We start from the raw sequence: 13,673 nt of genomic DNA on the forward strand, positions 1-13,673 counted from the left end.
GGGGGACGGCGGCGAGCGCGCCGCGGCGCCGATCGAGTAAGGCCGACAGCCGGCCGGGTTGACCCGGTCCACCTGAGCTTGAGCCGCGGCACGGCACCGCTCAACGTCAGGTCGCCCGGGTTGAGCCGGACGGCGGGAGGGTTGACCCGGGCGGGACGACGGCGCGCGGGCGACCCTGTCGGCGGGAGCGGGGTCACACAGCGGAGCCACCTACTCTGGACGGCGTGACCAGCACCCTCGAGCGGCCGAAGGCGCTGCCGGCGCTGCAGCTGGGGTCGCTGACCGTCGACCCGGCGGTGGTGCTCGCGCCGATGGCCGGCATCACCAACCCGGCCTTCCGCACGCTGTGCCGGGAGTTCGGCGCGGGCCTCTACGTCTGCGAGATGATCACCACGCGCGCGCTGGTGGAGCGCAACGAGAAGACGCTGCAGATGGTCAAGGCCGCCCCCGGCGAGGCCGACGCGTTCAGCGTGCAGCTCTACGGCGTCGACCCGGCCACCGTCGGCCGCGCGGTGGAGATGCTGGTCGACGAGCACGTCGCCGGCACCCGCCCGGCGCACATCGACCTCAACTTCGGCTGCCCGGTGCCCAAGGTGACCCGCAAGGGCGGCGGCTCCGCGCTGCCGTGGCGCCGGGTGCTGTTCGGCAACATCGTGCGCGCCGCGGTCGCTGCGGCCAAGGACGTGCCGGTGACGGTGAAGACCCGCATCGGCATCGACGCCGACCACGTCACCTACCTCGAGGCCGGCGCGATCGCGCAGGACGAGGGCGCCGCGGCGATCACCCTGCACGGCCGCACCGCCGACCAGCTCTACAGCGGCACCGCCGACTGGGCCCCGATCGCCCGGCTGGTCGAGGCCGTCGACATCCCGGTGCTCGGCAACGGCGACCTGTGGGAGGCGGACGACGCGCTGCGCATGGTCGCCGAGACCGGCGCCGCGGGCGTCGTCGTCGGGCGCGGCTGCCTCGGTCGGCCGTGGCTGTTCGGCGACCTCGCCGCCGCGTTCGCCGGTCGGTCGCAGCGCACGCTTCCCGACTTCCGGCAGGTCGCCGCGATCATGCACCGGCACGCCACGCTGCTGGCCGCCGACCACGGCGAGACCTGGGGCTGCTCCGACTTCCGCAAGCACGTCGCGTGGTACCTCAAGGGCTTCTCCGTGGGCTCGGACACCCGCCGCGCGCTGGCCATGGTGAGCTCGCTCGACGAGCTGGCCGAGCTGCTGGCCGGCATCCCCGACCAGCCCTACCCGACGGCCGTGCTGGGCGAGCCGCGGGGACGCACCACCCCACCGCGGCCGGTGTCCCTGCCCGAGGGCTGGCTCGACGACCGTGACGACCCGCGCCCGCCTGCTGGCGCCGAGCTGCTGGTGGGTGGCGGATGACGAACGGCCCGTACCTCTACGACGACGGCCCGGCGCCGCTGCACACGGGTGAGCCCCGGCAGCGCAACGGGCTGATCCTGGTCATCCTCGCCGCCACGGTGGCCGCCGCGCTGCTGGCGGTCGGCGCGATGTGGCTGGTGCACGGCTCGTCGGCCGACCAGGCCGAGGAGACCGCCTCGGTGTTCAGCAAGGCGCTCGCCGCCGACGACACCGAGACCGCCTACGCGCTGCTCTGCGACGACGAGCGCGCCCGGCTGACGCCCGCCGAGCTGCCCGACGAGTACGGCCACGCGGGCACCCCGGAGGTCACCGGCTCCCGGCAGTCGGGCGAGGACTCCCGGCGGCTGGTCGACGTCCGCTGGGACGGCGCCGGCGGTGGCGACACCACCCGGCTGCTGGTGGTCCCCGAGGGCGGCGGCAAGGTCTGCGGTCCTGGCAACTGAGCCCGCCGGCACACCCTCCACAGGGGCCGCACCGCCGTCGTCCCCGCGTGGTACCCATGACGGGTGGCATGGGTCGGTCGGGTCGTCGGGGCAGCGGTCATGGCCGCCGTCCTGCTGGTCGTCTCGACCGCGCTGGCCATCTGGTGGACCGCCCGGCAGGACGCCCGGCCCAGCAGCGACGCGATCGTCGTCCTCGGGTCGGCGCAGTACAACGGCGTCCCGTCGTCGATCTTCGAGGCCCGGCTCGAGCACGCGCTGGCGCTCTACCGGGACGGCGTGGCGCCGGTGGTCGTGACCGTCGGCGGCAAGAAGAGCGGTGACGCGTTCACCGAGGCCGAGGCCGGGCGCGACTACCTGGCCAAGGAGGGCGTGCCGGACGACGCGCTGCTCGCCGTGCCGCACGGTGTCGACACGCTGGAGAGCATGCGCGACGTCGCCGGGGTCTTCGACGACCGGGGCTGGCACACCGCGGTGCTGGTGACCGACCCGTGGCACGCGATGCGTGCGGAGCGGATGGCCGCCGACGCCGGCATCGACGCGAGCAGCTCGCCGACCCGTCAGGGGCCGGCGGTGCAGACCCGCACCACGCAGTTCCGCTACATCCTGCGGGAGACCGCGGCGTACCTGCTCTACCGGGTGACCGGTGAGAGCGTCGCCGGCGCCCCGGGGATCGGCTGAGGGGAAGACGAGAGAGATGGCCGGGCGGGGACGCATCCGGGCCGCGGACATCGCGACGGTCCGTGAGCGCGCGAAGATCGAGGACATCGTCGGGGAGCACCTGCAGCTGAAGCGGGCCGGCGGCGGGAGCCTGAAAGGGCTGTGCCCGTTCCACGACGAGAAGTCGCCGAGCTTCCACGTCACGCCGTCGAGAAACCTCTTTCATTGTTTCGGTTGTGGGGAAGGCGGCGACGTCATCGCCTTCATCCAGAAGATCGACCACCTGTCGTTCGCCGAGGCGGTCGAGCTGCTGGCCGGGCGCACCGGCGTCCAGCTGCAGTACGAGGACGACGACGGCCGCCGCACCGCCGGCCCCGACCGCGCGCACGCCGGCCAGCGGGCCCGGCTGGTCGCGGCGAACACCGCGGCCGCGCAGTTCTACGCAGAGCAGCTGATGAGCCCCGAGGCCGGCCCGGCGCGGCAGTTCCTCGCCGAGCGCGGCTTCGACAAGCAGGTCGCCGTCGACTTCAGCTGCGGCTACGCGCCCGGCGGCTGGGACACCCTCACCCGGCACCTGCGCGGGCTGGGCTACACGCAGGAGGAGCTGGTCACCGGCGGGCTGGCCAAGGAGTCCTCCCGCGGCACGCTGATCGACCGGTTCCACCGCCGGCTGATCTGGCCGATCCGCGACCTGTCCGGCGACGTGATCGGTTTCGGCGCCCGCAAGCTGATGGACGACGACCCGGGCCCGAAGTACCTGAACACCCCCGAGACGCCGCTGTACAAGAAGAGCACCGTCCTCTACGGCGTCGAGCGGGCCAAGCGCGACATCGCCCGCAAGCACCAGGCGGTCGTCGTCGAGGGCTACACCGACGTCATGGCCTGCCACGTCGCCGGCGTCACCACCGCCGTCGCGTCCTGCGGCACCGCGTTCGGCGCCGAGCACATCGGCGTGCTGCGCCGGCTGCTGATGGACCAGGACGAGTTCCGCGGGGAGGTCGTCTACACCTTCGACGGCGACGCCGCGGGCCAGGCGGCGGCGATGAAGACGTTCAAGGAAGACCAGCGGTTCGTCGCGCAGACGTTCGTCGCCGTCGAGCCCGACGGCCGCGACCCCTGCGAGCTGCGCCAGGAGCAGGGGGACGCCGCCGTCCGCGACCTGGTCGCCCGGCGCACCCCGCTGATCGAGTTCGTGCTGCGGACGCACCTGGCCGACTACGACCTGGACACCGTCGAGGGCCGCGTCGCGGCGCTGGACAAGACCGCGCCGCTGATCGCGCAGATCAAGGACCACGCGCTGCGCCCGGCGTACGCCCGCCGGCTCGCCGGGCTGCTCGGTCTGCCGGACGAGTCGGAGGTCGTCGCCCGGGTGCGCCGGGCCACCGACGCCGGGGGGACGGCGCAGCAGCCACGGCCCCGCAACCCCCGCAAGAGCGCCGACGACATCGCCGCCGAGGTCGAGCGGGAGGCGGTGAAGGCAGCGCTGCAGTGCCCGGAGCTCGCCGGCCCGGAGTTCGACTCGGTCCCGTCGACGGAGTTCACCAACGAGGACTACGCGGCGGTGGCCGCGGCGGTCGGGCAGGCCGGGGGAGCGGCGGGCGCCACCGTGTCCGGCGCGGCGTGGGTGGAGCAGGTCGCGGAGCACTGCGACCGGGACACCGCGCGGGCGATGCTGACCGCGCTGGCGGTCGAGCCGCTGCGGTCGGTGGGCGAGAACGACGCGGGCTACGTGAACGCGCTGATGGCCCGGCTGAAGCTGATGGTCGCCGAGCGGCAGCTGGTGCCGATCAAGGGCCGGTTGCAGCGGATGAACCCGGTCGAGGACTCCGACGGGTACATGAAGCTGTTCGGAAAGCTGATGGAGCTCGAGCAGCTGGCGCAGTCGCTGCGCAAGCGGGCGGCGGGCGGGCTGTGAGCCTGCGCGCGCGGGTCCGGGACCGGTTCGCCCGGCCGCCGGAGCCCGTGCGCGCGGCGCTGGCGGACGACCCGGACGAGCGGGTGCTGGCCTGGGGCGAGCTGGTGGCTGGCGGCTGGCTGGTGGCCACCTCGCGCGGATTGCGCGAGATGGGCGGCGCGCTGCTGCCCTGGCACCTGGTCGGGACGGCGCGGTGGGCCGCGGCGGGCGAGGGCGGCACGTTCACCGTCGTCCCGCTGGCCGAGGTGGAGCCCGGCGTGCAGGCGCGCCAGCCGGTGGTGCGGTACGTGCTGCGCGGGGCGGGGGAGCTGCCGCGGGCGGTGCGCGACCGGGTCGACCGCACCGTGGTCACCAGCCGGCGGCACCCGCTGCCCGGTGGGGGAGGGGTGCTGCTGGTGGCGCGGCGGGTGCCCGGTCAGGCCGGGCGCGAGTGGACCGTGGTGTTCGACGACGACGCGGCGCGCGACGACCCGGTGGCCCGGGAGGTCGCCCGCGAGCGGCTGGCCGCGGCGGTGGCCGCCGACGACCCGACCCGCTGAGGGGTCAGTGCGCGCCGGTGTCGTTGCCCAGCCGGGTCTTGACCGAGCTCACCGCGGCGTCGGCGCGAGCCTGGACCATGCCGGCGGCGCTCTGCAGGCGCGGGTCGTCCTTGGCGTGGTTGTAGGCGCGGCGGATCTGCTCGTAGCGCTCCTTGCCGGCCTTGGCACCCAGGACGTAGCCGGCACCGAAGCCGGCGAGGAAGGACAGCTTGGCCACGGGGAACCTCCGGGGACGGGTGCGAGACGGGCGATGATCACGCTACCGGCCCGCGACGCGCGGGACCTGCCGAGAGGCCCCCTGCGGGGGTGCCCGGACCCCGTGCGGTAGTCTTTCGAGGCGCGCGGGCAAGCCCGTCGTTCCCCCGTAGCTCAATTGGCAGAGCATGCGACTGTTAATCGCAGGGTTATTGGTTCGAGTCCAATCGGGGGAGCTCTTCAGAGCCCCTGACCAGCGGAGACGCAGGTCAGGGGCTTTCGTGTGTCCGGGCCGAGCGCGCGTCGGCCGCGGATCACGGCTGGTCGAGCGGCGGATGGGGCGCTCTCAGGCTTCTGGTTGGCGTCCCGGACCTGACGTCCTGCGCGGCTCCCGCCGAGGGCGCGCCTACTTCACCTGAGAGCGCCGTCGGAGAGGTAGCGCCGCACTGGGACGCCGTCATCCGCGTTTCGCAGTCGAGCAAGGGACGCGGTCACCTGGAGTGCCAAGGGCTCGGTCCGGGTGGGGCGGGCCTCTTCAGCGAGGCAGTGGCCGGCGGTAGCGTCGCCGGGTGGACGCAGCTGCGGATCGGGACGCCTACCTGCAGTCGGTCCTGATCGGCGGCCGCGAGCCGGTGACGATCGTCGTCCGGGACCACGACCCGGAGTGGCCGGCCCGCTTTCAAGCGGCACGTGACCGCATCCACGATGCGCTGGGCACCCGCGCTGTCACCATCGAGCACATCGGCAGCACCGCCGTCCCCGGTCTGGCGGCCAAGCCCATCGTCGACATCCTCGTGACCGTTCCTGACGTGGACGACGAGTCGGCCTACGCGCCCGCCCTCGAAGCGGCCGGGTTCCCGCAGCGGGTCCGCGAACCCGGCCACCGCATGTTCCGCACCCCCGAGCACGACGTGCACATCCACGTCTACGAGCCGGACGCCCAGGCGGTGACCGACTACCTCGACCTGCGCGACTGGCTGCGGCAGTCAGCCGAGGACCGGGCCCGCTACGCCGCGACCAAGCGCGAGCTGGCCACCCGGCAGTGGGCTGACATGAACGACTACGCCGACGCCAAGTCCGACGTCATCGCTGCGACCCTGGGCCGAGCCAGAGCCTGGCGGTCGTCGATCGGCCGGTGACGGCCCGACCACTCGCTGGGGGAGTCGTCTTCCGTCCCGCCCGCAGCTCAGCAGGTCCCTACGTCGTCCCCGCGCCTACGCTCGGGAGATGCCGTCCAACCGGAAGCCGCTGGAGGATCTCCGGGAGACCATGGGTCGCCTGGGCGGCCAGCTGCCACGTCCCGGTCTGCGCGGCGTCGACGACCTGATGGACGACCTCTTCGGTGGCCGCCCGGGGCCTGCCCGGCCGCTCGAGGTGATCCAGGCGGAGCTCGACGGGCTCATCGGCCTGACGGAGGTCAAGGAGCAGGTGCAGGCGCTCGTCGCCTTCCTGCAGGTGCAGGCACGGCGCAAGGCGCACGGCCTGCCGGAGGCGGCGACGTCCCAGCACCTGGTCTTCCTGGGGAACCCGGGCACGGGCAAGACGACGGTCGCCCGGCTCCTGGCCGAGATGTACCGGGCGGTCGGGCTGCTGCAGAAGGGCCACCTGGTGGAGGTCGACCGGGCCGCGCTGGTCGGGCAGTACGTCGGTGCCACGGCGATCAAGACCGACCGCGTCGTCCGCAAGGCGCTGGACGGCGTCCTGTTCATCGACGAGGCCTACTCGCTGTCCCCGGAGACCGACGGCCGGGCGGACTTCGGGCCCGAGGCGATCGAGGTCCTGCTCAAGCGGATGGAGGACCACCGCCACCGGCTGGTCGTCATCGTGGCCGGCTACCCGGCGCTGATGGAGGCGTTCCTGGCCTCCAACCCGGGCCTCCGCTCGCGCTTCGCCCGGGAGATCGACTTCCCCGACTACTCGACCGACGAGCTGCAGGCGATCTTCAACGCCGTGGTCGCCCAGCACGAGTACGTGCTGGAGCCCGGCGCCGAGGTCACGCTCCGCCGGACCCTCGGTGGCCTGACGTCGGACCAGGAGTCCGGGAACGCGCGCTTCGCCCGCACCCTGTTCGAGCAGGCGCTCAACCGCCAGGCACTCCGGCTGACCCGCGACGGCAGCCGGAGCATCGACGACCTCGGGAGGGCCGACGTCTCGACGCTCACCGCCAGCGACATCGCCGAGGCCGCCCGCTCGCTCGGCGAGTAGGCGCGCGCGGCGGGACGGCCGTCAGTCCTCGTGCACCGTGGTGATCCGGTAGACCCCGGGCGCGGAGTCGGTCATGTCGATGAACCGCGCCTCGTCCTCCAGCACCTTCGGGTTGGCGCCCACCATCACCGCCCGGTACGCCTCCATGTCGTCGAAGTACGCCGCGGCGAAGCCCTCGTACTCGTGGCGGCCCAGGCCCGCGCTCCGGGCGGCGAAGGAGCTCGCCTTCGGGTCCGCGTGGAACTGCCGGTAGCCGCTGCCGCGCGCGTCCGCGCCGGGCTTGACGACCCAGCCGTGCTCGTCGAGCCAGTGCCGGTGGTGCGCGTCCCAGCTCATCGTGAGCGGGCGGCTGATCACCACGAGGGTGACCACGTCGGTCTCCCGCGGCGTGAACGGGTAGACCGTCCCGACCTGGGCGTAGGAGTCGGCCGCGTCCAGCCGGTCGCCCAGCCGCCCGGCCAGCCCCGCGAAGACGTCGACCAGCTCGGCGAGGGGCGCGTCGTCCCAGCCGGCCTCGATCTCCGCGTCGAACGGTCGCCCGCCCATCGACAGCGCGTGCGAGGTCCCGTCCACCGCGCCGTCGATCATCTCCAGCACACGCACCCGCGCACCTGGCCGCCCGGACAGCAGCTCCCACACCCGCCCGGCCTCCGCCTCGAGCGCGGTGCCCAGCTCGGCGCGGTCACCGGACCCGCTGCGCAGCAGCAGAGCCGCCATCCGCTTCATCGCAGGGACGCTGCTCCCGGTCGGGTGCGCATGTCAAGCACAGGTCCAGGCCCGGGGACGGCGGGGCTCACGCGGGGACCCACGCGAAGCCGTCGGCGTGGGCGTCCAGGGTGCCCGTCGAGGGCAGCGGGAAGTGCCCGGTGCACAGCAGCAGCTGTTCCCGCCGCACCTCCTCCAGCACCCGGCGGCGGCTGGCGGCCGACTCCTCCGGGTCGCTGTCGAGCAGCATCCTCAGGTCGGGGTGGCGCAGCTGGATCGGGGAGTGCACCAGGTCCCCGGTGACCACCGCGCCGCGCCGGGCCCCGTCGACCCGGACGACCACGTGCCCGGGGGTGTGCCCCGGGGTGTGCACCAGCCGGACGCCGTCGTCGACCTGGTGGTCGGACCGCACCACCTCCGCCTGCCCGCCGGCCAGCACGGGCAGGACGCTGTCGGCGACGACGGGGCTGGGAGTGGCGGCGTGCACGGCCTGCCAGTGCTCGAGCTCCTCCCGGACGAACAGGTACCGGGCGTTCGGGAACGTCGGCACCCAGCGCCCGTCGACCAGCGTGGTGTTCCAGCCGACGTGGTCGCCGTGCAGGTGGGTGTTGACGACGACGTCCACGTCGGCGGGCGTCAGCCCCAGCCGGGCCAGCCCGCCCGCGTAGCTGGTCAGCTGCAGCTGGTCCCACGGCGGGACGCGCGGGTACGGGCGGGAGTTGCCGACGCAGGTGTCGACCAGGACGGTGAGCCGCGGCGTGCGCACGACGTAGGACTGCACGGCGAGCACCAGCTCCCCGGAGCGGTCCAGCGACCCCTCGGCCAGCGCCGCCGGCCGGACGTCGTCGAGCAGGTCGTCGCTCAGGTCCGGGAAGAAGTACTGCGCGTCGAACACCAGCAGCTGCTGCTCGACCACCCGCTCGACGACGACCCCGCCGAGGTCGATCGGCCCCGGGCTGCCCGGGTGCGCAGCCGCAGCGAGGTTCTGGTGCTCGTCCATGCAGGGCCTCCGGGCGCGTCGTAGCGGCAAGTGTGCGGCCGGCCGGCGCCCGACGCACAGCGCCCTTCCACCTCGTGACCTGCGGGGTGCGGCACCGGCCACCCGGGCACCAGGGTGAGCAGATGAGCACGATCAGCCGGGTGCGGCTCCAGGAGCTGCGCTGGACCAGGCGCGGCCGGGCCCTCGACCGCTTCCTGCCGGTCGCCGGCGACCCGGCGAGCGAGAGCCCGGGCACCGGCTGGGTGCTCACCATCGAGTCCGACGCCGCCGTCGGCCGGCACGTGTGGTCCAGCGGCATCAACGGCTTTGCGGCCGTCGCCGTCCAGCAGGTCGGCGCATGGCTCGTCGGCAAGGACCCCTTCCAGCGCGAGTGGATCTGGACGACCCTCGCCCACGCGTGGCGCAAGCACGACCGCACCGGCATCGGCCCGATCGACATCGCGTTGTGGGACCTGGCCGGCCGGGCCTACGGGGTGAGCGTCTCCCAGCTGCTCGGCGGCTACCGCACCACCCTGCCCGCCTACGTGTCGACCCTGCACGGCGCGGAGACCGGTTCGCTGTCGACGCCGGCCCACTACGCCGACTTCGCCGTCCAGTGCGCCGAGCTCGGCTATCCGGGCTTCAAGGTCCACGGGTGGGCCGGCGGGGACGTCCGGCGCGAGATCGCCACCGTCCTCGGGGTGCGCGCCGCCGTGGGGGAGGGCATGGCCCTGATGCTCGACCCGTCGTGCAGCTACCCCACCTTCGCGGACGCGCTGCGGGTGGGGCGGGCGTGCGACGAGGCCGGCTACTTCTGGTACGAGGACCCGTACCAGGAGGGCGGGGTGTCGGCCCACTCGCACCGGCGGCTCGCCGAGCTCCTCTCGACGCCGCTGCTCCTCGGCGAGCACGTGCGCGGCTTCTCGGCGCACGTCGACCAGCTCGTCGCGCGGGGCACCGACTTCGTGCGGGCCGACGCCGACCTCGACGGCGGCATCACCGGGGCGATGAAGATCGCGCACGCGGCCGAGGGCTTCGGTCTCGACGTGGAGCTGCACGGACCGGGGCCGGCGCACCGCGCCTGCATGTCGGCGATCCGCAACAGCAACTTCTACGAGCTGGCGCTCTCCGCGCCCAGCCTGCTGCGCGCCTCGGACGACTTCCCGGTCTACCTCGGCTACGACGACGGCGTGCTGGCTGCGGGTCCCGGCGGGACCTTCGAGGTGCCGACCGGACCGGGCCTGGGGGTCGAGCTCGACGACGACTGGATCGCCGCGCACGTGGTCAGCGAGTTCGTCGCGGAGTGAGCCCGTCGTCGCCGTCGACCCGCGGGAGGACGGCGGGGGCCGGTCAGGCGGGGGCGTCGTCGCCGAACGCCCAGTCGACCGGGGCGAGCTCGATCGTCTCGACGGCGGCCAGCGGCACGGCCTGGAAGATCGCGTGCTCCCAGCACGCCGGCACGTACCGGGCGCCCGCCACGCTGACGCCGTAGCTCGCCGGCTTCCCGCACGCGCCACCCCACTCGCAGGCAAGGATGTCGTCGGGCACCCGGGCAGTGTGCTCGCAGGTCAGCCGCCCGGCGCCGGTTCGCGCGCGCCACTTCATGAGCGGTCAACAAGCCTCGACCCAGCATCGGCAGGGGCACCCGGCACGTACCGTGACGTGTGCTCGTCGAGCCGCTGCCGTCGCTGACCGACCTGGTGCTGGGCCTGGTGACCTCGTACCTGTTCGTCCGCCTGCCCCGTGGCCGCCCGGCGTCGCGCTACTGGCGGGCGGCCTTCCTCTGGTCGGCGGTGAGCGCCCTCGCCGGCGCCGCCCACCACGGCCACTTCGTCGGCACCCGCTTCAACGACCTGAGCTGGGCCATCACCAGCTCCGTCATCGTCATCACCATCTCGTTCCTGCTCGCCGCGACGGTGATCGAGGTGCTCGGCCGGAACCGGGCCGCCGTCTTCTGGCCCCTGCGCCTGGCCGGACTGCTGGCCTACGCGGTCGTCGCCGCCACCGGCAACGCCGGCATCACCGCGATCCTGCTCTGCGAGAGCGTCACCATGGTCAGCGTCCTGGTGCTCTGGACCTGGGCGTGGCGGCACGACCACCCGATGGGCCGTCCGATGCTGGTCGCGATCGGCACGAACATCGGCGCCGCCGGGCTCCGGGCGCTCCCCGAGGGGCTGCCGATCGACCCGGTGTCGGCCTACCACCTGGGCCAGATCGTCGCGATGGTCCTGCTGTACCGCGCGGTCGCCGGTGCCGAGGTCAGCCGCGTGCCCGCAGCAGCCGGGTGAGCGGGGAGACCACCAGCATGACCCCGGCCAGGACGAACAGCGTCCAGGCGAACCCGTGGCCTGCCCCCAGCCCGAAGTAGACCGAGCCGACCACCGCCGAGCCGAAGCCCAGCCCGGCCTGCATCACCGTCAGCAGCACCCCGCCGCCCAGCCCGGCGAGGTGCCCGTGCACCTGGCTCAGGATCACGCCCATCAGCGGCGACCACACCAGCGCGAGCCCGACGCCCACCACGACCATCGGCCCCGCCACCGAGCCCACGCCGAAGCTCGTACCGAACCCGTCGGCGACCACCCCGAGCCAGACGAACCCCACCGCGGTGAGCAGGCCACCGACGGCGAGCACCCCGACGCCGAACCGCGGCATCAGCCGGCCGGCGGCGATCGAGGCGCCCAGGAAGCCCAGCGACAGCGGCAGCAGGCTCAGCCCGATCCGCAGCGGGCTCAGCCCGTGCCCGCCGGCCATGAACGAGTACACGAACATGAACCCGCCGAAGGTCACGTACACCGGGGTCGCGACCAGCAGGCCGATCCGCACGGTGCGGAAGGCGAACAGCTCCGGCGGCAGCAGCGGCAGCCCGCCCTGGCGCTGCAGCCGCAGCTGCCACCGGACCAGCGCAGCGGTCGTCACCGGCACGGCCGCCAGGCAGGCCCACGTCCACGCCGGCCAGCCGGTCGCGCGGCCCTCGGTCAGCGGCAGGATCAGCAGCGTCATGGTCGCGCCGAGCAGGACGGCGCCGATCCAGTCCAGCGACGTCCGGGCCGGCGCCTTGGTCTCCGGCAGGTACCGGGCCACCCCGACCACCACCAGCAGCGCGACCGGGGTGTTGATCCAGAACACCGAGCGCCACCCCAGGTCCGAGCCCGCCAGCGCGCCGCCGACCAGGAAGGCCAGCGACGTGGCCAGGCCGGCCGTGGCCCCGAACCAGGCCAGCGCCCGGGTGCGGTGGTGCCCGTCGGAGTTGGCGTGGATGCTCGCCAGCACCTGCGGCGAGAGCGCGGCGCCGGACACCCCCTGCACGAACCGGGCCGCCACCAGCTGGCCCGGGGTCTGCGCGACGGCGCACAGCAGGCTCGTGACGGCGAACAGCCCGAGCCCGACGAGCAGCATCCGCTTGCGGCCGAACGAGTCGCCGAGCCGCCCGCCGATCACGACCAGCGCGGCGTAGACCACGCCGTAGGCGGCCACCACCAGCTGCAGCGTGCCGGCCGAGGCGCCCAGCTCGGCGCCGATCTGCCGCAGCGCGACGTTCACGCTGAACACCGACATCACCGGGACGACGGCGGCGGCCAGCGCGGCCAGCAGGGCGATCGGGTGCATGCGACGCGGTTCGGCAAGGGGATCCGCCACCGCGGAGGAGGAGACGCTCGAGGTCATGACGAGCAGCGTCCGGCGTTCCGGATGCTGGTGGTGAGAGCCTGCCGATCCTGGTACTGACACTCACTGGTTAACCCGCCCGGACGGCGCGACCATGGCCCGGTGACCGATGCCCGGCGGACCGAGCTGGCCGACTTCCTGCGCACCCGGCGGGAGCGGCTGACCCCGGACGACGTGGGCCTGCCCAGCGGTGGCCGCCGGCGCACGCCGGGCCTGCGCCGCGAGGAGGTCGCGCTGCTCGCCGGGGTCGGGGTCACCTGGTACACGTGGCTGGAGCAGGGCCGCGACATCAACGCCTCGGTGCAGGTCCTCGAGGCCATCGCCCGCACGCTGCGGATGGACGGCCAGGAGCGCTGGCACCTGTTCCAGCTCGCCGGGGTCACCGTCGTCGCGCCGTCCGCACCCTGCCCGGGCGTGAGCCCGGCCGACCAGGCCGTGCTCGACCAGCTCGACCCCTTCCCGGCGGCCGTGCTCTCGCGGCGCTACGAGATCCTCGCCTACAACCGCGCCTACAACGGGCTGGCCGGTGACCTCGACGCGGTCGCCCCGGGGGAGCGCAACCAGCTCTGGCTGTTCTTCACCCACCCCTACTGGCTCGACCTCTGCATCGGCAACCGGGCCGAGGCGGCGGCGCACCTGGTCGGCACCATGCGGGCCGGCATGGCCGAGCACCTCGACGACCCGCTGTGGACCGGCCTGGTCCGGCGGCTGCGCGAGGCGTCGGCGGAGTTCGACGGGTTGTGGCGGCGCCACGACGTCGTGGACCACCCGATGCCGGCCAAGGACTTCCGCAGCCCGGCCGGCGACCTGCACCTGCAGCTGGTGCGGTTCACCGCCGGTCAGCTGCCCGGCGGCGCCCGGATGATGGTCTACACGCCGCGGGACGACGTCACCCGGGTCCGGCTGGAGCAGCTGGTCCGCGCAGAGCCGGCGCAGCGGCTGCACGCCGTGTAGCCCACCGGAACGGGCGCTGCGCGGGGGCTGGTGGGC

The 13,673-nt window shown here is 73.9% G+C and carries 15 protein-coding genes and 1 tRNA gene; 11 read left to right on the plus strand and 5 right to left on the minus strand.

Annotation, left to right across the window (positions count from 1 at the left end; translation table 11 throughout):
* The first annotated feature begins 224 nt into the window (after positions 1–224).
* From dusB to AB0J00_RS11055, 5 genes are all read left to right on the plus strand, one after another.
* Entirely contained in the window at positions 225–1,382 is a 1,158-nt protein-coding gene (dusB, locus tag AB0J00_RS11035; protein WP_357744006.1) for a tRNA dihydrouridine synthase DusB, read from the plus strand.
* Entirely contained in the window at positions 1,379–1,825 is a 447-nt protein-coding gene (locus AB0J00_RS11040) for a hypothetical protein (RefSeq protein WP_357744008.1), read from the plus strand. The genes dusB and AB0J00_RS11040 overlap by 4 nt, the downstream gene beginning before the upstream one ends.
* 63 nt (positions 1,826–1,888) lie before the next feature.
* Positions 1,889–2,503: a YdcF family protein gene (locus AB0J00_RS11045; protein ID WP_357744009.1), complete on the plus strand. Its 615-nt coding sequence runs from the start codon at positions 1,889–1,891 to the stop codon at positions 2,501–2,503.
* Positions 2,504–2,519: 16 nt separating this feature from the next.
* A complete protein-coding gene (gene dnaG, locus AB0J00_RS11050) occupies positions 2,520–4,397 on the plus strand; it encodes a DNA primase (protein WP_357744011.1) in 1,878 nt (625 codons plus the stop codon).
* A complete protein-coding gene (locus tag AB0J00_RS11055) occupies positions 4,394–4,936 on the plus strand; it encodes a hypothetical protein (RefSeq protein WP_357744013.1) in 543 nt (180 codons plus the stop codon). The genes dnaG and AB0J00_RS11055 overlap by 4 nt, the downstream gene beginning before the upstream one ends.
* Positions 4,937–4,940: 4 nt before the next feature.
* Here the strand turns inward: AB0J00_RS11055 and AB0J00_RS11060 are convergent, their stop codons facing one another.
* Positions 4,941–5,153, minus strand: a complete 213-nt coding sequence (locus AB0J00_RS11060; protein ID WP_357744014.1) for a hypothetical protein — start codon at positions 5,151–5,153, stop codon at positions 4,941–4,943.
* A gap of 141 nt (positions 5,154–5,294) precedes the next feature.
* Here AB0J00_RS11060 and AB0J00_RS11065 point away from each other — a divergent pair.
* The 3 genes from AB0J00_RS11065 to AB0J00_RS11075 all read left to right on the plus strand — a co-directional run bounded on the left by AB0J00_RS11065 (position 5,295) and on the right by AB0J00_RS11075 (position 7,336).
* A tRNA-Asn gene (locus AB0J00_RS11065) sits at positions 5,295–5,367 on the plus strand.
* Between the two features lie 333 nt (positions 5,368–5,700).
* Positions 5,701–6,270: a GrpB family protein gene (locus AB0J00_RS11070; protein ID WP_357744016.1), complete on the plus strand. Its 570-nt coding sequence runs from the start codon at positions 5,701–5,703 to the stop codon at positions 6,268–6,270.
* Between the two features lie 88 nt (positions 6,271–6,358).
* Positions 6,359–7,336: an AAA family ATPase gene (locus tag AB0J00_RS11075; RefSeq protein WP_357744018.1), complete on the plus strand. Its 978-nt coding sequence runs from the start codon at positions 6,359–6,361 to the stop codon at positions 7,334–7,336.
* A gap of 21 nt (positions 7,337–7,357) precedes the next feature.
* Here the strand turns inward: AB0J00_RS11075 and AB0J00_RS11080 are convergent, their stop codons facing one another.
* Both AB0J00_RS11080 and AB0J00_RS11085 read right to left on the minus strand, forming a co-directional pair.
* On the minus strand, positions 7,358–8,053 hold the full coding sequence (locus AB0J00_RS11080) for an EthD domain-containing protein (protein ID WP_357744020.1): 696 nt from the start codon (positions 8,051–8,053) through the stop codon (positions 7,358–7,360).
* A 76-nt stretch (positions 8,054–8,129) separates the two neighbouring features.
* Positions 8,130–9,041: an MBL fold metallo-hydrolase gene (locus tag AB0J00_RS11085; RefSeq protein WP_357744022.1), complete on the minus strand. Its 912-nt coding sequence runs from the start codon at positions 9,039–9,041 to the stop codon at positions 8,130–8,132.
* 122 nt (positions 9,042–9,163) lie between these two features.
* Here AB0J00_RS11085 and AB0J00_RS11090 point away from each other — a divergent pair, with 122 nt between their 5' ends.
* Entirely contained in the window at positions 9,164–10,327 is a 1,164-nt protein-coding gene (locus AB0J00_RS11090) for an enolase C-terminal domain-like protein (RefSeq protein WP_357744024.1), read from the plus strand.
* Positions 10,328–10,370: 43 nt separating this feature from the next.
* Here AB0J00_RS11090 and AB0J00_RS11095 read toward each other — a convergent pair whose 3' ends face one another.
* Entirely contained in the window at positions 10,371–10,568 is a 198-nt protein-coding gene (locus AB0J00_RS11095) for a hypothetical protein (protein ID WP_357744026.1), read from the minus strand.
* Between the two features lie 116 nt (positions 10,569–10,684).
* Between AB0J00_RS11095 and AB0J00_RS11100 the strand changes: the two genes are divergently transcribed.
* The gene (locus AB0J00_RS11100) at positions 10,685–11,308 is read left to right on the plus strand and encodes a hypothetical protein (protein WP_357744027.1); all 624 of its coding nucleotides are present in this window, start codon (positions 10,685–10,687) and stop codon (positions 11,306–11,308) included.
* Here the strand turns inward: AB0J00_RS11100 and AB0J00_RS11105 are convergent.
* Positions 11,280–12,626, minus strand: a complete 1,347-nt coding sequence (locus AB0J00_RS11105; protein ID WP_357744029.1) for an MFS transporter — start codon at positions 12,624–12,626, stop codon at positions 11,280–11,282. The two genes, AB0J00_RS11100 and AB0J00_RS11105, sit on opposite strands and share 29 nt — an antisense overlap.
* A 159-nt stretch (positions 12,627–12,785) precedes the next feature.
* On the opposite strand from AB0J00_RS11105, the gene AB0J00_RS11110 reads away from it, so the two are divergent.
* Positions 12,786–13,637 (plus strand): helix-turn-helix transcriptional regulator, encoded by an 852-nt coding sequence (locus AB0J00_RS11110; protein WP_357744031.1) that lies wholly within the window; start codon positions 12,786–12,788, stop codon positions 13,635–13,637.
* Positions 13,638–13,673 lie beyond the last annotated feature (36 nt).

The organism is Modestobacter sp. NPDC049651, from assembly GCF_040659695.1.
In the GTDB taxonomy this organism is placed as follows: Bacteria; Actinomycetota; Actinomycetes; order Mycobacteriales; family Geodermatophilaceae; genus Modestobacter.